Source organism: Halovenus salina, from assembly GCF_026410925.1.
Taxonomy (GTDB): domain Archaea; phylum Halobacteriota; class Halobacteria; order Halobacteriales; family Haloarculaceae; genus Halovenus; species Halovenus salina.
This window is the reverse complement of the sequence record NZ_CP112972.1, coordinates 2,226,612-2,250,855: the sequence shown is the minus strand read 5'-3', so window position 1 is coordinate 2,250,855 and position 24,244 is coordinate 2,226,612. Positions and strand designations below refer to the sequence as shown.

At 53.2% G+C, this 24,244-nt stretch carries 18 protein-coding genes and 4 pseudogenes; 15 read left to right on the top strand and 7 right to left on the bottom strand.

Features of this window, described 5'->3' with window-relative positions:
- Nucleotides 1-546: 546 nt before the first annotated feature.
- The gene (locus OSC37_RS11275) at nt 547-1,452 is read left to right on the top strand and encodes a hypothetical protein (protein ID WP_267161548.1); all 906 of its coding nucleotides are present in this window, start codon (nt 547-549) and stop codon (nt 1,450-1,452) included.
- Nucleotides 1,453-1,555: 103 nt separating this feature from the next.
- Here OSC37_RS11275 and OSC37_RS11270 read toward each other — a convergent pair whose 3' ends face one another.
- The 5 genes from OSC37_RS11270 to OSC37_RS11250 form a co-directional block, all read right to left on the bottom strand.
- Nucleotides 1,556-2,947 (bottom strand): serine/threonine-protein kinase, encoded by a 1,392-nt coding sequence (locus OSC37_RS11270; RefSeq protein WP_267161547.1) that lies wholly within the window; start codon nt 2,945-2,947, stop codon nt 1,556-1,558.
- Nucleotides 2,948-3,146: 199 nt separating this feature from the next.
- The gene (locus OSC37_RS11265; protein WP_267161546.1) at nt 3,147-4,379 is read right to left on the bottom strand and encodes an ABC transporter permease; all 1,233 of its coding nucleotides are present in this window, start codon (nt 4,377-4,379) and stop codon (nt 3,147-3,149) included.
- Nucleotides 4,376-5,461, bottom strand: a complete 1,086-nt coding sequence (locus tag OSC37_RS11260; protein WP_267161545.1) for an ABC transporter permease — start codon at nt 5,459-5,461, stop codon at nt 4,376-4,378. The genes OSC37_RS11265 and OSC37_RS11260 overlap by 4 nt, the downstream gene beginning before the upstream one ends.
- A gap of 167 nt (nt 5,462-5,628) precedes the next feature.
- Nucleotides 5,629-6,336 (bottom strand): ABC transporter ATP-binding protein, encoded by a 708-nt coding sequence (locus OSC37_RS11255; protein ID WP_267161544.1) that lies wholly within the window; start codon nt 6,334-6,336, stop codon nt 5,629-5,631.
- 130 nt (nt 6,337-6,466) lie between these two features.
- Nucleotides 6,467-9,124: a carboxypeptidase regulatory-like domain-containing protein gene (locus OSC37_RS11250; RefSeq protein WP_267161543.1), complete on the bottom strand. Its 2,658-nt coding sequence runs from the start codon at nt 9,122-9,124 to the stop codon at nt 6,467-6,469.
- Nucleotides 9,125-9,728: 604 nt separating this feature from the next.
- On the opposite strand from OSC37_RS11250, the gene OSC37_RS11245 reads away from it, so the two are divergent.
- Nucleotides 9,729-10,097 carry an NUDIX hydrolase gene (locus tag OSC37_RS11245; protein WP_267161542.1) on the top strand — a complete coding sequence of 123 codons (369 nt, stop codon included), beginning with the start codon at nt 9,729-9,731 and terminating at the stop codon, nt 10,095-10,097.
- 213 nt (nt 10,098-10,310) lie between these two features.
- Nucleotides 10,311-11,216 carry a winged helix-turn-helix transcriptional regulator gene (locus OSC37_RS11240; RefSeq protein WP_267161541.1) on the top strand — a complete coding sequence of 302 codons (906 nt, stop codon included), beginning with the start codon at nt 10,311-10,313 and terminating at the stop codon, nt 11,214-11,216.
- Between the two features lie 12 nt (nt 11,217-11,228).
- Here OSC37_RS11240 and OSC37_RS11235 read toward each other — a convergent pair whose 3' ends face one another.
- On the bottom strand, nt 11,229-11,375 hold the full coding sequence (locus tag OSC37_RS11235) for a hypothetical protein (RefSeq protein WP_267161540.1): 147 nt from the start codon (nt 11,373-11,375) through the stop codon (nt 11,229-11,231).
- A 160-nt stretch (nt 11,376-11,535) separates the two neighbouring features.
- Here OSC37_RS11235 and OSC37_RS11230 point away from each other — a divergent pair.
- The 10 genes and pseudogenes from OSC37_RS11230 to OSC37_RS11185 all read left to right on the top strand — a co-directional run.
- Nucleotides 11,536-11,686 (top strand): annotated as a pseudogene (locus OSC37_RS11230) (IS1595 family transposase); the annotation flags it as partial.
- A gap of 514 nt (nt 11,687-12,200) precedes the next feature.
- Nucleotides 12,201-12,788, top strand: a complete 588-nt coding sequence (locus OSC37_RS11225; RefSeq protein WP_267161539.1) for an acyltransferase — start codon at nt 12,201-12,203, stop codon at nt 12,786-12,788.
- Nucleotides 12,785-13,864: a DegT/DnrJ/EryC1/StrS family aminotransferase gene (locus OSC37_RS11220; protein ID WP_267161538.1), complete on the top strand. Its 1,080-nt coding sequence runs from the start codon at nt 12,785-12,787 to the stop codon at nt 13,862-13,864. The genes OSC37_RS11225 and OSC37_RS11220 overlap by 4 nt, the downstream gene beginning before the upstream one ends.
- A complete protein-coding gene (locus tag OSC37_RS11215; protein WP_267161537.1) occupies nt 13,854-14,840 on the top strand; it encodes a Gfo/Idh/MocA family protein in 987 nt (328 codons plus the stop codon). Before OSC37_RS11220 ends, OSC37_RS11215 begins: the two co-directional genes overlap by 11 nt.
- A gap of 2 nt (nt 14,841-14,842) precedes the next feature.
- On the top strand, nt 14,843-16,213 hold the full coding sequence (locus OSC37_RS11210) for a nucleotide sugar dehydrogenase (RefSeq protein WP_267161536.1): 1,371 nt from the start codon (nt 14,843-14,845) through the stop codon (nt 16,211-16,213).
- Nucleotides 16,210-17,559 (top strand): nucleotide sugar dehydrogenase, encoded by a 1,350-nt coding sequence (locus OSC37_RS11205; protein WP_267161535.1) that lies wholly within the window; start codon nt 16,210-16,212, stop codon nt 17,557-17,559. The genes OSC37_RS11210 and OSC37_RS11205 overlap by 4 nt, the downstream gene beginning before the upstream one ends.
- 8 nt (nt 17,560-17,567) lie before the next feature.
- On the top strand, nt 17,568-18,569 hold the full coding sequence (locus OSC37_RS11200) for a glycosyltransferase family 2 protein (protein ID WP_267161534.1): 1,002 nt from the start codon (nt 17,568-17,570) through the stop codon (nt 18,567-18,569).
- A gap of 63 nt (nt 18,570-18,632) precedes the next feature.
- Nucleotides 18,633-19,724, top strand: coding sequence for a DUF354 domain-containing protein (locus tag OSC37_RS11195; RefSeq protein WP_267161533.1), 1,092 nt, complete (start codon nt 18,633-18,635; stop codon nt 19,722-19,724).
- Nucleotides 19,724-20,794, top strand: coding sequence for a non-hydrolyzing UDP-N-acetylglucosamine 2-epimerase (gene wecB, locus OSC37_RS11190; RefSeq protein WP_267161532.1), 1,071 nt, complete (start codon nt 19,724-19,726; stop codon nt 20,792-20,794). The genes OSC37_RS11195 and wecB overlap by 1 nt, the downstream gene beginning before the upstream one ends.
- Before the next feature lie 97 nt (nt 20,795-20,891).
- Nucleotides 20,892-21,827 carry a glycosyltransferase family 4 protein gene (locus tag OSC37_RS11185; protein WP_267161531.1) on the top strand — a complete coding sequence of 312 codons (936 nt, stop codon included), beginning with the start codon at nt 20,892-20,894 and terminating at the stop codon, nt 21,825-21,827.
- Between the two features lie 27 nt (nt 21,828-21,854).
- Here the strand turns inward: OSC37_RS11185 and OSC37_RS11180 are convergent.
- Nucleotides 21,855-22,441: pseudogene (locus OSC37_RS11180) on the bottom strand (IS6 family transposase); the annotation flags it as partial.
- 49 nt (nt 22,442-22,490) lie between these two features.
- On the opposite strand from OSC37_RS11180, the pseudogene OSC37_RS11175 reads away from it, so the two are divergent.
- Both OSC37_RS11175 and tnpC read left to right on the top strand, forming a co-directional pair.
- A pseudogene (locus OSC37_RS11175) lies at nt 22,491-22,670 on the top strand (IS630 family transposase); the annotation flags it as partial.
- 144 nt (nt 22,671-22,814) lie between these two features.
- Nucleotides 22,815-24,244, top strand: a pseudogene (tnpC, locus tag OSC37_RS11170) (IS66 family transposase).

Genomic DNA, 24,244 nt, shown 5'->3' with positions numbered 1-24,244 from the left:
CGATTGCAACGCCTGAGGAGGAGGTGAGCTACGAAGGTGAGACCTTTGTCGTATCTGGTGTCGGCACTGTAGATCCTGGCGAGACTATCCAGGCATCTGTCTCTGTCCCGTCAGATGAGAACTTTATCCTTCAACTGCGGAACTCGAACCTTGATATTGTTGAGTTCAAGCAAGGCTCTGGTGACTCTGATGTGTCTATTTCGACAAGTGGGCTCGACCCAGGTTCGTATGTTCTTGCACTTGAAATTGATGGGACTGTCGAGACGATCAAACCCGTTGTTATTTCCGGATACTCTGTCTCAGTGGACGCTCCCAATACCGTACCCGATAACGAGCCATTGGATGTGACTGTCAATGTCCAGACCGCTGCTCGGAATCAGAGTCCCGATGAAGTTGAGATTGGCCTGCACAACGATGAATCGACTGTGAGAAAGACGGCAACTGCGACTGATGACGGCACATACGAAGTGACGGTTGGAGCTGATACCATCAGTGAGGGAGAGTACAAAGTCCACGCTGCCGCCATTGTCGATGAAGAAACTGAGCATGGATTTCCCTCAGTATATGGAGTTGGGAACGGTGATACGGTCTCTGTTACAGAAGCTGATGATGGCGATGATGGCAGCGACGACAGCGATGACAGCGATGGCGATGATGGCAGTGGTGGCAGCGATGGCGATGATGGCAGTGATGGCAGCGACGACAGCGATGACAGCGATGGCGATGATGGCAGTGGTGGCAGCGATGGCGATGATGGCAGTGGTGGCAGCGATGGCGATGATGGCAGTGATGGCAGCGACGACAGCGATGGCGATGATGGCAGTGACGGCAGTGATGACAGCGATGGCGATGATGGCAGTGACGGCAGCGATGACAGCGACGGAAGCGATGGCAGTGATGACAGCGATGGCGATGATGGCAGTGATGACGATGATGGCAGTGATGACAGTGACGGCAGTGATGATGGCGATAACAGCGATGGCGATGATGGCAGTGACGGCAGTGATGATGGCGATGATGGCAGCGACGACAGCGATGACAGTGACGGCAGTGATGACAGCGACGGCAGCGATGGCAGTGACGGCAGTGATGAAAGCGATGGCAGTGACGGCAGTGATGAAAGCGATGGCGATGATGGCAGTGACGACAGTGACGGCAGTGATGATGGCGATGATGGCAGCGACGACAGCGATGACAGTGACGGCAGTGATGAAAGCGATGGCAGTGACGGCAGTGATGAAAGCGATGGCGATGATGGCACTGATGATGGCAGTGACGGCAGTGATGAAAGCGATGGCGATGATGGCACTGATGATGGCAGTGACGGCAGCGACGACAGCGACGGCAGCGATGGCAGTGACGGAACCGACGGCGATGACGGTCAAGCCGAAAATGGAGCAGAGAACAACAGCACAGATGCGGATTCAAATGGAGCCGGCTTCACGTTCATAATTACAATAGCCGGGTTGTTTATTTCGGTGGCATTGTTTGTCTCACGATCGTATTAGCTGCTGACATCCTCCGCGCTCACGCCGCGGGAGGTCAAGTCGGCTGTTCACAGTCCAGTACAGAAAGCAGAATAGAATTTGTCGACAGTTTCAAACCGATCCTCTGGATGAGGCTTCATTGCTTTTGTGAGCGCGTCGGCTGCTTGTTTCTGAAGGTTACCAGCTACAGTCGGTGAAATAAAATCACCCATTTGAATCGCTTCTGCGAGATTTTCGTCTGTACGGAACGGTGTTGTCTCACAGAACAACCAGTACGCTAGAGCACCGAGCTGATACACTGGTGTCCGCGTCGATGTGGTCTGTTTAATCTGCTCAGGTGCAGTAAAGGGAGTGGCAACCGACTCATTGTTTGCTTTCTTTACCAGCCCCTCAACTCCCCAGTTCGCGAACGTACCACGATACCCTGACTCCTGTGAACGAAGATAAACGTTCTTAGGCCGAATTCCTAGAGGCGTCATATCTGTATTTCTTGCTGACATAATAGCCGAGCTGACATCATCTAAAACACTCAACCGCTCGTCAATTGTGATGTCATGACCGATATCGGTGAGTCTCTCTGGCTGTGACTCGTAGACAACCCACGGCGTTGGCTGAAAGCCAGAGTCCAGAACTGTCGACACGTATGGCGTCTCGGACAGTGAGCTCCACGATTCAATGATAGTCGACATTGTGTTGACTGCAGTCGTATTTGAGCGCTGCTCCGGGGAAAGCGAGAGAATTCGTACAGTTGTATCACTTTCCCAGGGTGAGTCAAACTTGTAAAGCACCCCTTCATCGTCAACAATTTCAACTTTCGTGATATCTGGGAGCGATGCTGCGAGTGCTTTCGGTATCGCCCGATAGGTCGTCTCGCTCTGTGAGATACCACTCTCTTTGGTATCATCCGGAGTCGTATCCTCCGTAGTCGCGTGTGTGTTCGTAAAACGAACTCCGGAACTGCTGATATTATTACGCAAAAACCGATGGTCACGTGAATCCACCTTGGTTCCGTCTTGGTCGTAGCTTATCAAGTGTTTGAAATCAAACTCTTCCTGAACGATTCTGCCGTACTTGTGTGCGTCTTGATACTGGTTGGTTCTGGCAAACACGAAATAGCCAACGTCTGGTACAACAACCCAAGTCTGATATAGCGGATCAAACTGTACGGTCAGCTCCTCAAATGCAGAATTCCAAAATATTCTCCCGACACTGTTGGGAGCATCCCACCGGAGGAGACACGGGTGTCTATCTGCCTCCATTTTGTTCTTTCCTGCCTGTAGTGCATCTATCTGTGTACTATGAGTCGTAAACGTGTCACCATCGTGTACACCGCCACAAAACTGTTCAATTACCCACAGATGGCCTTTTTTGATTAGTCCGAGTGGGCGGTTGCATGGTGGCGGTTCAACATATCTTGGCCCACAGACATCGCTTCGACTTATGTTATTCTCTTTTGTCATTCTCGGCCGAAGAGTTGTCAATTGCATGTTGTAGATTGTCTGGCAAAGGTGTTTGGATCACCTACACCCGCCGTGACGGCGGGGTTTGTCGGTGAACTCCCGGTCTGTCCACTAGACTGTGGAAGGCGAGCACTCGCCGTTCCCGTTCGCTGTTCCCGACTTCAGGGCAGGGTGATAGGTGGCCCCTGCTGAAGCAGCACTAATTCGAGAGAGTTTCGGGAATATTTTGACGGCTGAGTCGCCACACTGCTGTGATTGTCCCTGCTACTGCGAAGATGGTAACGACACCAGTTGCGATCAAATAAGCGACTGATGGGACGCTTACTAGACCCTCAAATCCAGTGATCACTATTGTTACCTCTTCGAGGGCCGTGGCCGCAATAGGTGTGAGGAGCATGCCGATGCTCACACCGAGGAGTGCAATAACCACTGCTTGGAGCAATGCCAGCAAAAGGATCGAACCCGTTGAGCCGCCTGTTGCGCGGAAGATGGCAAACTCTGTTCGTTGTTGGTAAATGAGGGACAGAAATAGATTTAATGAGAAGAAAATCCCCGCAAGCAAAGCGAGGAGAGATAAACTAAGGCCACCTGTGAGGATGAGTGCTTGTCGTTCAAGGACCGCTGTAATTTGTTCCTGATTTGTGCGAATCGTGAAATCGGGGTAAGCCTGCTGCAGTTTGGTGTGGACGGTTTCGACATCTGCATCATCGGTTACAGTAACCGTTATGAGCGAGGAGCGATCGCTCAAACTCATCGCGGTAAGCGTCTGGAGGTCGCTCAGCCGCACGGTTACAGTTTCGGTACCGGTCAGTGTCGAAAATGTTGGGGAGATCCCCACAACGCTGAATTCGTTGGCCTTGGCGTTTCGGAGTGTCCCGCCAAGATAAAGTGTATCACCAGGCGCCAAATCTTTTTTATCAGCGAGGTCTGGACCGATGATGACTTCCTGATTCAAGGGTCCAGTATATTCCCCATCGACTAGGTGCGTGTCCCCTGGAGAAAACCCTTCACCCGCCTGGAGACTAATTGCCGGACCACTGCCACCGACCCCGACACTGAGTACGGTCTCAAACTCTTCGCCGTCAGTACTTATGTATACAGCATTGTACGCTAGTGGGACTGCCGCAGATACGTCGTCACGGGCATCAATTTCAGCTGCAACTGCATGTGAATCAACGATTGGATTCCGAAACCCGCCGACGCTTTCTGGATTGAGTTCTGTTGGACCACCACTAATCCACAGATCTCGCTCGGTGCTGTCGACGAGCTGTTCACCCGTCTCAAGAACGCCAGCACCGATTCCAAGCAGCAACGTGACAGACAACACGGCTAGCACGATTCCGAGTATCGTTAGGAGCGTTCTGACGCGGTGATAGACAAGTTGTCGGAGTGCAATACCGCCAATGCCACCATACCGTCTAATTCGGCTCATTGGTTCAGTTCCTCCAACGTTCCCGTTCGCTTCGTGAGATACAATGGATATCCGACCGAGAGAAGTCCAACACCAATTGCGACGACAAGTCCATAGACGGCAAGTAGGGGTGAAATTGTTGCTGCCGTCGGAAGTCCGATCAGGCTCCCGATACCCGCATTCAGGCCGAATATTCCAGCGAAGCCGACAAGAATTCCGACAGCACCCCCAAGAACTGCAAGTGTTAGCGTCTCTGTAATCACTACAAGTGCAAGTGAGCTGTACCGCAATCCGATTGCACTAAGAACAGCTGTCTGCTGTCTGGTTGCTGTAAGTTCGAGCCCCATCATTGTTGTAACGAACATCACACCAATGCCAAGCGCTGCGAGGCCCGCCGCGACAGCCATTGCAAACGGAAGGCTCGTCGGCGCTGGATTGAGTGTTGACAGGCCGGACCGCGTCGTGATTGTGGCTTCTGGGAATGTAGCTTCGAGATCGTCACGGACGCTTCTATCGTCTGTCGCGACAAGAATTTGATCGCCAGCATCACTATCCGCGAGCGTTGTCACTGATTGTAATTCGGCTAAAGGAACGACAACGAGGGGAATTTCGCCTGTGCCGAGTTGCGGATTATCCTCAGCGATTGAAACGACTGTAAATCGGCGATCAGTCCCATCAGCCCCAAGTGTCTCTCCCTCGTCTATTCCGAGCAGAGTTTCCGTTGCTGGAGACGCAATCAGTTCACCTGTCCATTCCCTGTCGGTGTAGTACGGATATCGTTCGTCAAGTGGTGTGATATCGATACCAGCGACAGAGTCGCTGTTTGGCATTACTCCAAGGGCTAACACATACGCCGCTTCATCGGCTTGGTTGTTCTCAAGGCGGAGCAACTCGAAGGCAACCGCCGTTGCATGGTCGATTCGGTTATCGGCACTGAGCATCGTCGCTTTCTCATGCACGCCACTTAGTCGAGCGCCTTCGTATGCGAATGGGGTTGAGCCGATATCGCTGTCACTTGGAACCACCCAGTAGTTTACATCGTCACCTGCGACAGTTGTTGTCCCTGCAAGACCCAATGCGAGTCCGGTGACAACAACAAGCACTGCGATTGCAATTGCGACTCCACAGAGTGACGCAACTGTTCGACCGGGACGCGGCCCAGTTAATCTGCCGACAACTCGCCGTACACCGAGGCCGAGTAAGCCGAGTAGTGAGCGGTTAGGCCACATCCCAATCACCTGTCCCTGTCTCGGATTGGGGGCCGATCATGTTATTGGGCAGAACCACTCACTCGTTCACCATCCTGAAGGTGTATAATTCGATCCGCCCGGGCAAGCGCGCGCTCATCGTGTGATGCGATGATTAGTGCCCGCTGCTCGCGGTTCGCCGTTAGTACGTCAAGCACTTGTTCGCCTGTTTCGGTGTCGAGTTCTCCCGTTGGTTCGTCGGCGACAATTAGCGATGGATTCGTAGCGAGTGCACGCGCGATAGCGACTCGCTGTTTCTCTCCTCCACTGAGTGCACCCGGCCGATGCGTTGCTCGGTCTTCTAATCCAACGAGCTCAAGTAACTCGCTGGCGCGAGAGCGCCGGCGTCGTCTGTCCACTCCCTGCTCGATTAGCGGGAGTGCGACATTTGCGCGTGCCCGCAGCGACGGGAGTAAATAGAATCGCTGAAACACGAGCCCAACATGGTCAAGCCGATACCGGGTGCGCTGTCCCGCTGTGAGGTCATCTGTCTTGGTCCCAGCCAGCGAGACTGTTCCTGAGGTTGGTGTGTCCAACCCAGCGAGAAGGTGCAAGAGAGTAGACTTTCCACTCCCACTGGGGCCTGCGATACCAATGACCTCTCCTTGTTCTATCTCGAGTGAGATATTTGAGAGAGCAGTTACTGGTTCACCACCACCGACGAACCGCGACCCTGGTCGCTGATAGATCCGGCTTACATCCTGACAGTGGACGGGGGACCGTTCTGACATTGTGTTATCGGTTTCGTTTGTCACCGCTGCTCACGCAATAGCTCTCAGATGTTCATCGAGAGGTTGTAATGTTGATTACCTCTGCTACTCGCTTGCGACGATAGGGGTTCGAAGGCTCCGTCAGGGCCCTTTATTCCATCTCTTGTGTGTAGTAGTAGGCTGCACCGGCCACGGCTAGGGCTATCACAAGCAACACGGCACCGATTACAATCGTCGGCAGTCCGCCGTCGTCACCTGTGTCTGGTGTCTCAGTCGGCTCCTCAGTGGGCGTGCCGTCATCTTCCCCTGGCGTCTCGGCCAATTCGATCGTGACGGTCTCGTCACTCTGGATATCGATTTCTTGTTCGGTCGTCTCAAATCCGTCAGCGTCAACGGTGATGGTGTATGTCCCGTCGGCCACTTCGACAGTCGCCGTGCCATCAGCACCGGTTGTGGCCGATGCATCCCCAACGGCGATTTCGGCTCCTTCGACCGGACTGCCATCACTATCGACAACATCGATAGTAAGCTGATTAGCTTCTGCAGGCGGCCCATCAGAGTCTGGCTCAAGCGTCACCGTCACTCCAGTCTGGCCGTCAACGGTGACTGTCTCGCTCGCAGACTCGAAGCCGTCGGCGTCAACCGTGACTGTATATTCACCATCGGTAAGACTGAACGTAGCGACACCATCGGAGTTGGTCGTTGCCTCTTGCTCTCCGACAGTGACTGTTGCACCCGCGATTGGGTCCTCGTCCGGATTCTCGACGGTCAGGGTAAATTCAGATTCTTGCGCGGTAATATCGATGCTGACTGTCGTCGTGTCTTCTTCGCCAGCATCGTTCGTAACTGTTAGCTCAGCCGCAACTGTCCCTGGCTCATCGAAAGCGGTCGTAACAACTTCACCTTCAAACTGTTCACCGTCGATCTCCCATTCGTAAGAGACTATTTCGCCGTGTTTATTCGTCGATTGCGCGGCACTGAACTCAACGCCCTCACCGATAGCCGCAGTAGTTGGTTCAACTGTCGCAACGGCATCCGGCACACTCACTGCCGAAATCGCGAAGAATGAGAATCCAGGAGTTTCAGCTTCCAGTTGGACCGCCTCATCGGTCTCTGAAATGACCTCCGTTGGAAGGCGGTTCCACTGGCCGTCCGCGAACCGCTGAACGGTCAGTTCGTCCGCTGTCGCATCAATCTCACTAAGACGCTCTTGACTGACGCTAAATTCGATAGTAGCAGCTGTGTTCTGTAGGTTTTCTGGCACGACAAACTGGTTAACGGAAGCTGATGATCCAGGTGCCGGGCCGGTTTCGCTTGGTTCGCGGTTCAATTCCCGAACAGTCACATCGCCACTGGCATCCGAACTACTGAATGTCACCCTGCGCGTCGTGCCTTCACTGAACTCAGCAGTTGCTGTGTTGCTTGCTTCGTCAGGGACGATATTCCCAGTACTTGAGGTCACAACTTCTGTATCCTCAGGGGGCGGGGTAGTGCCATCATCGCCGTCATCATCGCCATCATCGCCATCATCGCCGCCACTATCGTCACCACCACCACCGCCACCGAGGTCAGCATCGTCGTCATCACCACTGTCACTCTCAGCAACGTCTACGTCTCTACTTTCAGTATCATTTTCACTCTCAACGGTAGCTGTGACACCTGGAACATCTCCACTATCGGTCTCGTAGGTGAACGTGAACTGCTGGCTTGAACCCTGACTAAGACTTACCGTTGTCGTCTCCTCAACGGTTCCATCGATACTGAAACTAATATCCTGCGTACCGGCTTCATCACCGGTATTTTCAACAGTTACGTCTGTTGTAATCTCATTGCCTTCAGTCACTTCGCTATCGATACTATCGATTGTCACGTCGAAATACGGCGAAGGTTCTTCAATCGTAATCGTCCCGGTGTTTGTCTCGAATGCGCTTGAAGAGTTGTTCTCAGCCGCAATATGTACGTACCGATACTCTCCAGGTTCGAAGTCGTCGTAGGTCTCAACAGTAACTTCGGCGTCAGGATCCACATCGGACAGCGCGGTCATGGACGCATTCAGTGTGTCGCTGCCAGCGACAGTCGTCGGTTCGTTGGCATCAAGCTCATCTGCGGCGAAGGAGACAATATCAGCCAACTGGGTAACTCCTGCTTCCCGGCGTTCTTGAAGCGTCACACCAAACATTGTGACATCACCGGTTACGTCGCTAACGCCGTCGATATTTTTGATATCGTGCTCAATGGTGACATCGCTGGAGGTGAAATCGCTGTCAATCTCCTCTGTCAGATTAAAGTTCGTTTGCGTACTGATGAACTTACTTTCGTCATAGAGCGCGACAGCGTGTGAGACATTGCCGCTGAGATCTGTCGAAACATCAAAATCTATATCTTCTCCTGCAACCGCGGTATCAGGATTGTTCACAGTCGATTGCTGCTCATGGACAGATACTTGCTCAGACCCGACAACGACGCCATCTGGGTTGTTGGCAATATCGATATCTCCGCTGGAAACATCAAAGACGGTCCCATTTGTGAGCATAAATGCATACTGTCCCGGGCCCTGCCCGAACGAGCCACTCCCAGCCACTGTTGAGTCAGTTAGCTCAATTTCACCGTTGCTATCGAAGCTAATGCCACTGCCAGACAGTTTGGTAAACGTCACATTGTCGTTGAGCTGTTGGCGGTTCTCTTCGTTGAGCTCGTTTTCAAGCTCGTCAATTGAGGTTGGGATGAGGTCCAAATTGACCTCGTCGTCACTGTCTTCATCAAGGTAGCCAACAATCCATTCGGCATCATCGTTAGCAAATCGGGACACATCTGCCCCGGTCTTATCCTCAAACTCAAGCTGTATGTCACCGGGCTCATACACCGCGATTTCGCTTCGAATACTTGTACTCTGCTTACCATCAACTGTCTCGACAGTTTGGAGGTGAAGCTGGTCAATTTTTGTCTGTGCAGACTCGACGCTCGCATTCGCACGCAGGGGTATACCGCCACGCTCCCAAACTGTGATCGTTTCGTCGCCTACGTCCACGTCAAAGAATTGGTTTCCAGTTGTCTGTGCCGTTGCTGGCTCCGAAACTCCCACTGCTAGGAGCGCAGACCCTGAAAAAACTGATCCGATCATTATCGCAACGAGGGCGAGTGATCGAATCGTATCAGGTTCTTTTAATTGCATATGCTATGGACGTATCGCATTCATCATAGTATTTTTGTTCCGTAGTCTGGTATTATTACCGCCGAGCGCAGATGACGCATGTCCGAGCACGAGGCTGTGCATTGTCCCCAAGGTGAACCAGCAAGTTTTATATAATCCCAATCATCACACTATCAGTTACCTGATGGGTAACGCTCGGGGGAGCCGCTCCACAACAGGGGTAGAGACAGTGTTCCGTGTCAGACACGGGGTAAAAGCACTCGTGACGACTGGGACAGGTGTGCTCCTAGTCAAAGAACGCCACAGTGACGGAGACTTGTTCTGGACACTGCCTGGTGGTGGACGCAGGACCGGCGAGTCTCGAATCGAGGCACTCCGGCGAGAGATGCGCGAGGAACTGGGCTGTGGCATCGTCGTCACCGAGCATGCACCGACGACGGTCTACGCACATCGTTCCCGAGGCGTCGTCTCCCTGTATCATACGTTTCAGTGCTCCCTTCTGTCGGCGGTCACGCCGGCTCGATGCCATGGCATTTTGGAGTCTCGGTGGGTCTCTCCGGCCGAACTGCCGCCGGCGACGCTCCCGCAAGTACGGACCGTGCTGAACTCCGTCTGTGAAGAGTCACCATAGTAATCCACACACACTCAACGAGTATAAAAACGCTGCAGTCACGCTCGCCAACGAACCCGATGCTTGACCTCTTCTCCCGCGTGAACGGGGAGAATCAATATCTATATTAATTGATATATTATTTATATAATGATAGATAAACGGATATAATTTTTGGTTTATCTATTGCCATAATATTTAATTGTGTCCGGTAAATGTTTGTTTAATCGAGAGATGAGTACAGACGAGGAAAGCAAGTACCCTCGATCGGTGCGCCACAAGCAGATTCTCGACAAGGCGGAGGCAAATCCCGACGCCTCGATGGACGACCTGGCGTCGATGGTACCGAGCGCGACGACCGAACTGGTCGAGCGAACGCTTGACGAGTACGGGGATCCGGCGACCGCAGAGGAGTCGGATTCACCCGACGGGGAAGACGAACAGGACGTGGCTTCGGAGGAAGCTACTAACACGGAGCCAACTGAGGGGAACACAACAACGGAGATGACAGACGCAAACACGACAAGTACGGACCAGTCGACCGAGTCGGCATCGGCCGTGTCTGGGGAATCGGGAGACGATGAGGTGGGCTCGGAGATGGAGGCCACCGTCGATACCACGCCCGAGGACGACGATACACACGACGAAAGCGGTGCACGCGAACAACCCACTCCAACGCCGGCGGACCTCACCGCGAAACAGCGGGAGGTGCTCGAATGCATCGCCGCCAAGCCGACGGCGACACAGCGCGAGATCGGCGAGGAGCTTGGCGTCTCGAGTGCCACGATCAACAACCGCGTTAACAGCATCGACGGCTTCGAGTGGAACGACCGTGCCGCCTTCGTCGACGAGGTTCTCGGACTGGACGGCGATACCGAGACGGAGACCGTCGAGGGGCGCGAGTCGACGGTGCCAGCGGAGCTGGAATCGACATTGGCCAACATCGACCATCAGCTGACGGTCCTCGACGAACGCATCGACGACCTAGAAGACAGCATCGAGGGGGAGACTGCGCGTGACTGTACCGCGTCGGGGTTCGACGACCCCGAGCTGGTGCACAAGGTCGTCCACGCGTGTCTAGAATCCGAGCGAGTCACCGAGGACGAGGAGCTGCAGCTGTTACAACAACTGCTGTCGTAATCGGACGCTCTGTTACTCGAACCACTCCGCGTAGCCGTTGCAGTTCGCACACTCGGCACGCGTGTACCACTCATCTCCTTGACTGTGGTTGGAGGGCGGCACTTCTTTGACCTCAACGGCGACTGCACCGCATTCAGGGCATTGTGCGGGTATTGGCACGTTGTGCTATCTTTACAACGGCCCCTCATATAATACTTATTTACTAATTGATACCATTTCTGAGAACAGTTCGTCCCTCATTTTCTCGATGGATACGGCAGTAGCAGACGTATGTTACCAATTTTTGTATCAGGTAACAATCCCTCCTCGTCTTCGCACACTGGTGAGTCCTTGGTTGCAGAAGTTCCGTGGTCTCTCGAAGCCCGGACTGGAGCAGTCCGTCCGAACCTAGATTCGTACGGACGCTAAACCTTGCTGGAGTACCGTTGAGCGGACTTATTGACTGTTTCGCGGTCAACGTGTTTCGCTGAGTTATGCAAGAGCCATTATTCATTGCGAGACCCGACCACATCTGTTGTACGAACTGGATTACCTCACAGGTTCATACTGAGTTGACACGGCCACCTCATGGTCCGTAGTACATTTAGCTTGTTGTGTGGTAACTCAATATCTATAATATTTCGTTGATTATGAAATTGTCAGTTATTTAGATTATATATATTCGATAAGGAGTCAAAAGAACAAAAATTAAGTGGTCTCAAGAATACGAGATATCTAGGCGTAATCAAACAGGAATTTAATATAGGGTAACCGATTGATACCACATTTCAATTGTGGACTACCCTGACTGATGAGGAGGAATACAGTTTGACCAGAAAAGAAGGCGGTGATAGGTGGCAAGAAAACCGTCTGTGGGTTTCCTGGCCACTGATCACCTCTGTCATCGATAAACGACAGACACTCAATCGGCCCAACGCCGGTCAGTACCATTCACACACAATATCCATGCAACACTTCGAAACGCCAGCTTCCCGGTGATTACCAATGAATGACAACGTAGTCACGAGTCCTGACTGCTCAATCGACGAGGGAGCAACCGTCGGGTACGAACACGACAGCGACGCAGCGCCGACGGAGATCGGTGCGAACGGCACCGTTCGAGCCGGGACGATACTCTACTGTGACGTGACGATTGGAGCGGACTTCGCGACCGGCCACAACGTGCTGATTCGCGAGGAAACGATGATTGGCGATGACGTGCTCGTCGGGACAAACTCAGTGATCGACGGCTACTCCGACATCGGCTCACACGTCAGTATTCAGACCGGTGTATACGTTCCCAGTCATACAACAATCGAAGAGAACGTGTTTCTCGGCCCCTGTTGCGTGCTGACGAACGACCCCTATCCGGTTCGACAAGAGGTCGACCTGGAGGGGCCGACCATCGAACGTGGTGCATCGATTGGAGCGAATGCAACCGTACTGCCAGGGGTTACTGTTGGGGAGAATGCGTTTGTCGCCGCCGGTGCGGTCGTTATCGATGACGTGCCACCGAACACGCTCGCTGCTGGTGTGCCGGCGGAGCGTCACTCACTTCCCAAGGAGTTACAGGGGGAGAATACATTGGTATGATTCCGATTGCAAATCCAGCGATTGATGAAGCGGAGAAAGAACGAGTACTGGAGGTCCTCGAGAGTGGAATGCTCGCTGACGGGCCAGTCGTCCGTGAGTTCGAAGATGAGTTCGCAGCCTACTGTGACGCGGAACACGCGGTCGCGACCTCGAACGGGACGACAGCCCTTCACGCTGCAATGGAGGCGCTCGGCCTCGGTAAGGGGGATCGCGTCGTTACGACGCCGTTCTCGTTCGTTGCGAGCGCAAACGCAGTCCAGTTCACCGGTGCGGAGCCGGTGTTCGCCGATATTAATCCAGAAACGTACAATCTAGACCCAGACGCGGTCGAGGAAACGATTCAGGAGCACAACGGTGACGTCGACGCAATCATGGCAGTCCACCTGTATGGACTGCCCGCAGATGTCACCCGCCTGGCGGAACTTGCCGAGGAGTACGACGCGTATCTCATCGAGGACACTGCCCAGGCACACGGCGCGACTGTCGACGGCGAGCGCGTCGGGTCGATTGGCGACGTCGGCTGTTTCTCCTTTTACCCGACGAAGAACATGACCACTGGCGAGGGTGGGATGATCGTCACCGACGACGTGGAAATTGCTGACGCGGCAGCTCAGTTCGTCAACCACGGTCGAACGGCGAAGTATGGCCACGCGGCGGTCGGTCACAACTTCCGGATGACCAGTATTGCTGGTGCACTCGGTCTGGCACAGTTGGACCGACTTCCCGACTTCACCGAGGCTCGCCGCACCAACGCCGAACAGTTGACTGCGGGGCTCGCTGACTCGTGGGTAACGCCGCCAATCGAACCAGATGGACGTACCCATGTCTATCACCAGTACACGATCCGGTGTGAGGACCGCGACGGGTTACAGACACATCTCGACGAGCACGGCATCGGGTCCGGGGTGTACTACCCGCAGTGTATCCACGAGCAGCCAGCCTACAGCGAGATGTCGGTAGAGGCGCCCGTTGCCGAGCGGGCGGCCGAGGAAGTGCTGTCGTTGCCGGTCCATCCGAACGTACGTGATGCGGACACTCAGCGTATTATCGAGGTGATTACGAACTATGTCGAGTAACGAACGAATCAAAACCGGTGTTATCGGGGTAGGGGCGATGGGAAAACATCATGCCCGTGTGTACAATGAACTGTGTGACTGCCAACTCGTCGGGATTGCAGATGCCGATACGTCGCGTGCACGCGAAATCGCAGACGAGTACGGGACGGATGCACTCGACACTGATGAGTTGATCGAACGGGCCGACGCCGTGACGGTCGCCGTCCCGACACCCTATCACTACGAACTCGCCAGCCAGTGTATCAAGGCCGAGACGGACATTCTGGTCGAGAAACCGTTGGTCGAAGACGAAAAAAACGGTAGGGAACTGATTAAACAGGCTGATGAGGCAGGAGTGACACTTCAGGTCGGACATGTCGAACGATTCAACCCCGTGACAGACACGCTCATGGATATCGTGCCGGATCTTGATGTGATCTCGGTCAAAGCCGAACGGTTGGGTCCACAGCCGGATCGGGCAATCCAGGATTCGGCGGTGACTGACCTGATGATTCACGATATCGACCTCCACCAGGCGTTGCTCGACCAACCGGTCTCGGCAGTAGAGGCGAGTGGGAACGCCGACGGTCGATATGCGACGGCGACTGTCGAGTTCGATGACGAGACGATCGCCAAGCTGACCGCGAGTCGCGTGACCCAGCGGAAAGTTCGGAAGCTGACGATCACGGCCGAACAATGTTACGTGATTGTCGACTATCTCGACCAATCTATCGAGATTCACCGTCAGTCTGTCCCCGAGTATGTGGCGGAGGACGGGGACGTGCGCTACCGCCACGAGAGTATCGTCGAGAACCCGGCCGTCGACAACGGCGAGCCGCTGAAACACGAACTGCAGTCGTTCGTTGATGCCGCCAGGACCGAGACCGAACCTCGTGTAACGGGTAAAGATGGGCTTCGGTCACTCGAGTTGGCCAAGGAGATTAACCGGAAAGCGTTTGGCTCCCCCCACAAGACCGTGGAGGTGTTGCACGATTGAGCTTGAGCCGTGACGTCGATGGGCGACTGTACGGGCAAGAGCTGGCAAGCGACGCGATTCGCGAGGCGTTCGTACGTGGTGATTTCCCGGTTGCTGTCTACGGTCTTGGCAAGATGGGGCTCCCGCTTGCCGGTGCATATGCAGAAGTATCCGGGAATGTGGTCGGTGCGGATATCGATCCGGAGGTTGTCGAGACGGTAAACGACAGAGACTGTCACGTCAAGCGCGAACCCGGGCTGGATGCACTCGTTGGCGAGATGGTCGCCAAGGAGCGGTTGCAGGCGACGACTGACACAGTTGGGGCTGCCGAGGACGCCACTGTTCACGTGGTGATCGTCCCAACGCCGATAACCGACGAGAACGAACCGGATCTGTCGATACTGGACGCTGTCGTTGAAGATATCGGCGAGGGCCTCGACGCTGGTGACTTGGTGATTATTGAGTGTACTGTCCCTCCGCGAACTACTACTGCTCGGGTGACGCCGCGGCTTGCTAAGGTGTCGGGGCTCGACCGCGAGGAATTCGGCGTGGCTTTTTGTCCCGAGCGCACGTCGAGTGGCCGGGCACTGCAGGACATTCGCGGCACGTACCCGAAAGTAATTGGGGGTGTCGACGAAGAGAGTGCACAGGTGGCAGCCGCGCTGTACGAGGAGATCAACAGCGAGGGCGTGATTTCGGTGTCAGATGCGACGACGGCAGAGTGTGTGAAGGTGTTCGAGGGGCTGTATCGTGACGTGAACATCGCGCTTGCAAACGAGCTGGCGACGTTCACGGATGAGTTTGGGGTAGATGTTCGGGAGGCCATCGAAGTGGCAAATACACAGCCGTTCTGTGACATTCATGATCCCGGTCCTGGGGTTGGTGGGCACTGTATTCCGTTCTATCCGTACTTCGTAATCGAACCGTTCGAGACGGACGCGCCGGTGCTGGAGACGGCGCGTGAGGTGAACGATTCGATGCCAGACTTTACTGTCAGGAAGTTACGTGAAGAGTTCGACGCGGAAGGACTGGCGATGGATGAAGCATCTGTGTTGATTCTGGGGTTGACCTATCGCCCTGGTGTCGAGGAAATTCGCGCCTCACCATCGCTTGCGATTGCCGAGGAACTGTCGGCCGCAGGGGCTGATGTATACGGTGTAGATCCAATTTTGGAGGAGTTTGACACATTCGAGGTGGCGCCGATCGAACTAGAGTCGGTATACGAGTACGACTTCGACGGCATGGTTATGGTGACTCCCCACGAGGAGTTCGACGATTTGAACTGGGAGCGACTTGGGCGCGAGGTGGGATCGGTAGTTATTGATGGGCGTGCATCGCTTGATCTAGCGGATAAAGATCATCGAACGTACACCATTGGGGGTGGGTATAGATGAACGAGACGACTGATTCCGACGAGAAGCGGGCGAGTGAAAGTACGCAGATAGAGCGAATCAAGGGCCGGACTGTCTGTGTCGTGGGGCTGGGTTACGTTGGGTTGCCACTGGCTATCGAGTTCGACCGCGAAGGACTTGATGTCGTTGGCTACGATGTCAGCGAGGAGAAAATAGCTGGGTTTCGAAACGGGACGGACCCGACACAGGAGCTAAGCGACAAGAAAATAGCGGAGTCGAACATCCAGTTTACTGTCGACTCGACACCAATCGAACGTGCGGACTACATGCTTGTGGGTGTGCCAACGCCCGTTGACGAGATGAAAAACCCGAATCTAGAGTACGTCAGTAGTGCTGGGCGGACGGTCGGTCGACACCTCAAGAAAGGTACGACAGTTGTTCTGGAGTCAACGGTATATCCGGGCGCGACACGCGAGGTGCTAGTACCTGCTATCGAAGAAACCTCAGGGCTTACTGCTGGCGAGGATTTCGCGTACGGTTACTCTCCCGAGCGGATGGTTCCCGGCGATGACGAACACGGACTGCGCGACGTCGTGAAAATCGTCAGCGGACACGACGAAGAGGCACTTGACGAGATTGCTCGCCTGTACGAGATGATTGTTGAGGTGGGTGTCCATCGAGCGCCGGAAATAGAGGTTGCTGAGGCCGCGAAGGTCGCTGAGAACGTCCAGCGGGACTTAAACATCGCACTCATGAACGAACTCGCAGTTACCTGTGACGCGCTCAGTATAGACACCCACGATGTGCTCGACGCTGCCGGGACGAAGTGGAACTTCCACGAGGAGTACGGTCCCGGGTTGGTCGGCGGACACTGCATTCCCGTTGATCCGTTCTATATTATTTATGAGTCTGAACGCAACGGCTACTCACCAAAACTGATGCAACAGGGCCGAGAAATAAACGAGTATATGCCGCGCCACGTCGCGGAGTTGACGCTGCGTGGACTGAACGAGTGTGGAAAGGTACTCCAAGAAAGTACGGTGTTAGTGCTCGGATTGGCGTACAAGCAAGGAGTTGGTGATATTCGGACGTCTGCTGTGGATGGCGTGATAGATCGGCTGCAGGAGTACTCGGTGCAGGTAGAAGGATACGACCCTCACGCGGACGACGATGCAATGGCCGAGGAGTTCGACGCTAAGATTCGAAGTGAGTTGCAGTTCCGAGACGTTGACGCAGTCGTGGTGGCAACGCCACATGAACCATTCCTGGAACTGAAGTATTTACAAATCTTCGAGGCGATGGCCGAAAAGCCACTCGTGGTTGACGTCATGGGTTTCCTGGATAGTGACGAGATGGAGACAATCGGGTTCGACTATCGGAGGGTGTGAATCTAAACATGAGTATCAGAAAAAATAGTGAACCAAAGAACGAGGCGACGTCAGAGTCGAAGATGCCTCTCTTGCAAGAGTCCTCTGTGGTAGTTGGGATACCTGCCTACAACGAAGAAGTTGGTATCGGAAGTGTTGTTCTTGGTAGTCAGTCGTATGCTGATGAAGTTGTCGTTGTCGACGATGGAAGTGACGATAACACAGCCGAAATTGCACGTCAAACTGGTGCGCACGTTATCGAGCATGAAGAAAACAAAGGCAAGGGGGCAACAGTACGAACAATCCTCTCGTATATTCGTGAGGCGGATAATGATATCGGTGCACTCGTTCTACTTGACGGAGATGGACAACATCTTCCCGAGGATATTCCAGATGTTGTAAATCCAGTTTTGAAAAGAGAATGTGAGATCGCTGTTGGAAGCCGATACCTCGACCAACAGAAAACAGAGACACCGTTATATCGACGATGCGGCCAGAAGGTGCTGGACATCGCAACGACAGGATCGGCGAGTACACACCTGACTGATACACAAAGCGGGTTCCGAGCGTTGTCTCCGTCTGCGATTTCACGTATGAACGTTCGGACAGATGGAATGGGTATCGAAAGTGAAATGATTTCCACTGCAGGAGACCATAATCTCTCTATCAAGGAAGTACCAATTGATGTTAGGTACGAGGGAGTTGACGGTCAGACCCACAATCCACTTAGACATGGATTAAGCGTTCTTGTATTTGTTATCCAACTCATCCGAGACAGACATCCGCTTGTCTTTTTTGGTGTTCCGGGACTACTACTGTTAGTCACCGGGAGTCTACTTGCCGTCCATACTGCTTTGCTGTACCAGTCAACGGAAGCATTCTACCAGTGGAGAGCACTGTTGAGTGGCTTTTGGATTTTGCTTGGTGCTCTGAGTTTGTTTACCGGATTACTACTTAATCAAATTTCAAACATGATAAAAAATTTTTATTACCATCAAGATGATAGTAGGCAAGAACCAAACAACTTATGATGGTCTATCGGTAAATCGAAATGTTGTATGAGCCGAATACAAATAACATAATATAAATAAACAATGAATTATTTATTCTTCACTAACACACCGGCACACGTCCATCTTTATAAAAACACTATTAGGTCACTTGAAGAGACACAACACTCTACTCTGGCTCTGGCGAGAGATTACGGATGTACCAAAGAATTGCTTGATTACGAAGACGTCGAGTACGAGCTGTACGGGGGATGTGGCACTGCGAAGTTTTCGTTAGCCAGAAACCTGCCTACCCATTTTACCAATATTTTTAGAAAGGCACGAAGTTACGACCCCGATTTGATCTTCGGCATGGGTGCATATTCAGCGTTTGCGGGCGCAGTGACACGAACACCAGTCGTCTCAATCCTCGACTCTGAGCCCACATCACTTGACCACACAGTGTCCAAACCGTTCACCAATATATTCTTAACTCCACATGCGTTCCAGAAGGATCTCGGAAATAACCACTATTATTTCCGTGGATTCAAAGAGACTGCCTATCTACATCCAGATATTTACGAGCCGGGTACTGAGAACATCCATGACGAGCTTGGTGTCTCGGGAGACCCGTATGTAATTTTACGGTTCAACGCCTTCGGCTCCCACCATGACGTTGCTCATGCAGGATTCAGTCGAGGACAAAAAGAACAACTGATTGATGAACTAAGCCAATATGCAACAGTGTTCGTTTCCGACGAAAGTGATATACTCGATTTCAGTACAGTTGACGGTCAGAAATTCCATCTCCATCCCGCGTTAATGCACGATGCACTCGCGAATGCAAGTCTGCTAGTTGCTGATACACAAACCATCGTGACAGAGGCTGCATTCCTTGGCACGCCAGCAATTCGATCGAACTCATTTGTCGGCGAGTCAGATATGGGGAACTTCAAGAACCTGGAAGAGAATAGCTTAATTTTCAATCTAGCCGAGTTTGACAATGTCCTTGAACAGGCACGAGAAATACTGGAAGAACCATCAATACAGAACGAGTGGAGGTCACGTCGTAATGAGTATCTGTCTGACAAGGTAAATTTGACTGAGGTCATACTTGACATCACGAAGAGATTCGCGGCTGCGGACAGGAATGGGGTCGAAAAAATAATCCGTGATCACGAGGATGTGGTTCAATAATGCGTGTGCTAACAGTCGTTGGAGCTCGACCACAGTTCATCAAAGCCTTCGCTGTCTCACGTGTGCTTCGAGACCGTCACGACGAAATACTCGTCCACACGGGGCAACATTACGACAAGGAACTCTCTGAGATATTCTTCGAAGAACTGGGCATCCCTGAGCCAGATTTCAATCTCGGGATTGGTTCTGATACCCACGGTCGTCAAACTGGTTCTATGCTCATGGAGATTGAACACGTTCTCGAGACCGAAGAACCGGATGCGGTTCTACTCTATGGCGATACGAACTCGACGCTCGCGGGTGCGATTGCGTCTTCAAAACTTGATCCGGTGGTTGCTCACGTCGAAGCTGGACTCCGGAGTTACAACCGGGAGATGCCTGAAGAAATAAATCGGATACTGACTGACCATGCATCGAATCTGTTGTTCCCCCCGAGTGACTCGGCGGCAGAGACGCTCGCATCAGAGGGAATCACAGAGGGAGTTCACGTCGTCGGAGACGTGATGTACGACTCGATTCTGTGGGCTCGTGAGGTGGCTCAGGAGGAGTCGACGGTGCTTGATGATCTCGGCTACGAGGAAGACGATTTCATCCTCTCAACGGTGCACCGGGCCGGCAACACTGACAACCGAACGAATCTGACGGAGATTCTCGATGGTCTCACCAACAGCCCGCTGCCGGTGGTATTACCGGTTCATCCACGGACTGAGCAGCGGTTGCGCGAATATGATCTCTGGAAACGTGCAAGGGCAGAGCTCGAAGTCATCAACCCAGTCGGTTATCTGGATTTCGTTCGGTTGCTTGACGGAGCACAGCGGGTTGCAACGGACTCGGGCGGCGTCCAGAAGGAGGCGTTCTTCCTCGATACTCCCTGCGTGACGATGCGTGAGGAGACGGAGTGGGTTGAGACAGTCGCAAGTGGATGGAACGTGTTAGTGGGTGCCGATAATGAAGTAATCGAACAGGAATTACAGATAAACTCTCGTCCAGAAGAGAAACCAGCGCCTTACGGTGATGGAACTGCTGCTAAACAGATAGTAGAAGTACTTGCTGAGCGAGCAGCGGAATGACAAGGACTCACAAATGCATGATACTTACGTGTTTGCGTTCTGTCTCAGCAACGATATTGGTTGGATCTTCAATGAATGCATGTCAACAAATTAAAAAATGAAGGTATTGTCCCTAGTAGCTAATCGCTATGCTCCTTTTTATCAGAAACAGATTGAGGTTCTTGAGTCACATGGGATTAATTTCACTCATGTTTCTCCCCGTAAACAAAGTCACAACCACGGTGTCAGACAAGAAAGCACACGAACTGTTTCTGATTATTTAAGAATGTACCCCACAGTGTTTCGTAAATCATTTAGTGACTATGATCTCGTTCACGCAAATTTTGGACTCACTGCGCCTTTTGCTATAGCACAACCCAACCGGCCGATTGTCCTCACCCTCTGGGGGTCTGATCTTAGTGGTGAGTACGGACTATTCGTGAAACACTGTACTAAATATTGCCAAGAAGTCATCGTTAGAAGTGAGGAGATGCGTGATGAATTAAGTGGAGACGTGCATATAATCCCATCAGGGATTGATATGGAGCAATTTAGACCGTGCCCTCAAACCAACGCTCAGCAGTCGGTAGGCTGGGACTCATCAACGAAACACGTCTTGTTTCCGTACCATCCCTCAAGATCAGTGAAAAATTATCCATTAGCTGAACGCGTCGTAAAAGCTGTCAACAAAAGGCATTCCGAGAGAGTACACTTGCAAACCGTGTATGATGTGAACCATGATGAAGTCCCAACGTATATGAATGCCGCTGACGCACTCCTGTTGACATCTAACCGGGAAGGTTCTCCTAACACAGTCAAAGAAGCAATGGCCTGTAACACACCAGTCGTTTCGACAGATGTAGGCGATGTAGGTGAAAGACTATCCGGGGTTAAACAATCTGCTGTCTGTCAAAACGGATCAGAATTAATTGAATCGTTATTAGAAATCTTAGAAACAGGCGAGCCCTCAGATGGTCGTGCTAACGTACAAGATATGAGTCTTGAACGCATGGGAAAACGTATTATTAAACTATACGAACAAGCCATTATGTAAATTACATCATTAGGGTAGTGGCACTGCCTAGATAACCTCCGTTGGTGTGTTGCCGTCGAGTGATTGATGCGGTCTGTGATGGTTGTAATAGTGCTGAAACTGGTGAAGCCACCACATGACGACAGCCCGACTACCCACCCATGACGTATAGAAGCGGTCGGTGCGCATTTTGAGGGTGTGAACCCATTTTTCGAGGAGGGTTCGCGTCGAATAGTCGGGCCGACCGCCCAATCCGAGCCGGGAGAGGGCAGTCAAGTAGCCGTGGCCATCGAACAGAAACACGGCGTTTTCGACATCGTGTTTCTCGGTGAGCCCATGTAGAAACGCTGCAGCTGGATCAGTGCCATGACGGTTGAACACAGCAATATCGAGCAATAACTTTGTTTCCACGTCGATGGCAGCGTACACCCACTGCCACTCACCGCCGATTTTGACAGCGGTTTCGTCTACTGGACCCGCGTCGGACGCCGACGCGGGTCAAGGGCGCTGTCAGCCAGCCGTTCTTTCCACTGCCAGACTGCCTGATGCGAGCGATCTACGTCTAACAGCCGTAGAATCGCTGCTGTTTCTCTGAACGACAATCCCGCCAAATGCAGGCGGACGGCAAACGCCCTGTAGTGCTTCAGCGAAGATACGAAGGAAATAGTCGTTGATGTTGATGACATGACTGGCCGGGAGAAAGAGATTGTGCCGCATGTGAGTCAAGCCGATCTTGATCGTCTCCTTACTGAAACGGCTGATGAGAAGGTGAGCAAGCAGCTCACCTTCATCAAACGTCTCTACAAGGGCGCAACGCTGGCTGACGCTGCCGATAAGGTTGGAAAGTCAGGAGGAACAGGAAGTTGATGGGCGACACGCTGGAACGAAGGTGGTCTCGGGAAACTGTGCGTGTTTACCCCTGTAACGATTTCGCCAGTCTCTCGTAGATGGAAATCTACCGGTATCGTAGATCAAGATGTGCCGGGCGAGGAACCAGGCTTCTGAGGGATGGTCTCGCGGTTCGAGACCATCCCGTCTCGCCGGTCTATGACATCCTTGGAGCCCACTAAGGAGGAAATCCTTGAGCGTCTGACTGCGCTCGAAGAGGAAAGCGAGAAGCTCCGTGAAGAGAACAAGCGGCTGAAAGCCAAGCTTCGGTGGTATGAGGGACCGCATACACCACCGAGCAAGGACCAATCTACCGAAGAAGAGTCGTCCTCGTCTGGCGGAGACGAGGACGACGAACAACCACGGACTGACGGTGGTTCGCCGGGTCGTAACCCGGACATGAGCCAGAGTGGCGGACCACACCTGACCCAGATCAGGAAATCAAGGTCACTTGCGACTGTTGTCCAAAGTGTGGCGACGAATTTGACGAGTCGGCGGGCATCTGCCCCCGACTCGTCGAGGAGACACCCGATCCACAGCCACCAGAGGTGACACAGTACAATCGCTACCGCTACGAGTGTAACTCTTGCGGAACGAAGACTGTCGCCTCTCACCCCGACTGCCCTGATGAAGGGCAGTTCTGGGTGAACGTCATTGCCCAAGCAGCTCTTTCCCGGTACGATTGTCGGCTTCCCTACCGGAAGATTGCCGACCGCTTCGAGCAACTCCATGATCTGGAGCTTTCGGGAGCGTCGGCGTGGCACGCGACCGAGCGCGCTGCGCGCGCTGGTCGCTGTGAGTACGAGCAGATCCGCCAGCAAATCAAGCAAGCCGACGTGGTCCACATCGACGAAACAGGGATCAAACGTGACGGCGAGCAAGCGTGGATCTGGACGTTCCGAACCGACGAACACACGCTGTACGCGGTCAGAGAGACACGGGGCAGTGATGTTCCCGCAGAAGTCCTCGGCGAGTCGCGGGAACTGTCGTTTGTGACGGCTGGACAGCGTATCCGGACTTCAGTAGCAACCTACAGCGGTGCTGGGCGCATATTCTCCGGGAGGCGGAAGATGTCGCTGAACAGCACGCAGAAGGCGTACCGATCTACCGTTCTCTTAAGCAACTGTACGTCGCTCTCCAGACCCGATTGGAGAGCGACTTGACAATACGTGAGCGGGCAGAACTCCAGCGTGTGGCACGAAGAGAGCTTGAATCGTTGATTAAGCGGTCAGTTCCCGACGGACCAGTGGCAACACTGCTCGGGAAAGTCGAAGGAGGTCTCGGCCACTGGCTCACCTTTCGGTGAGCCAGCGGTCTCCCCAACGAATAACTCCGCCGAAAACGCGCTTCGTGAACCGGTAGTACTCCGGAAAGTCATCAGAACGCTTCGGAATGACCGAGGAATGTTTGTTCACGAGACGTTGCTGTCCCTGCTGGCGACCTAGCGACAGCAGGGACGCAATCCCTACCAAGAACTCAGACGAGTTTCCCGAGACAACAAGATGATCCCACGGGCTCAGACCGTGCCAGCGGTTGCGTTCTCAGGGTAA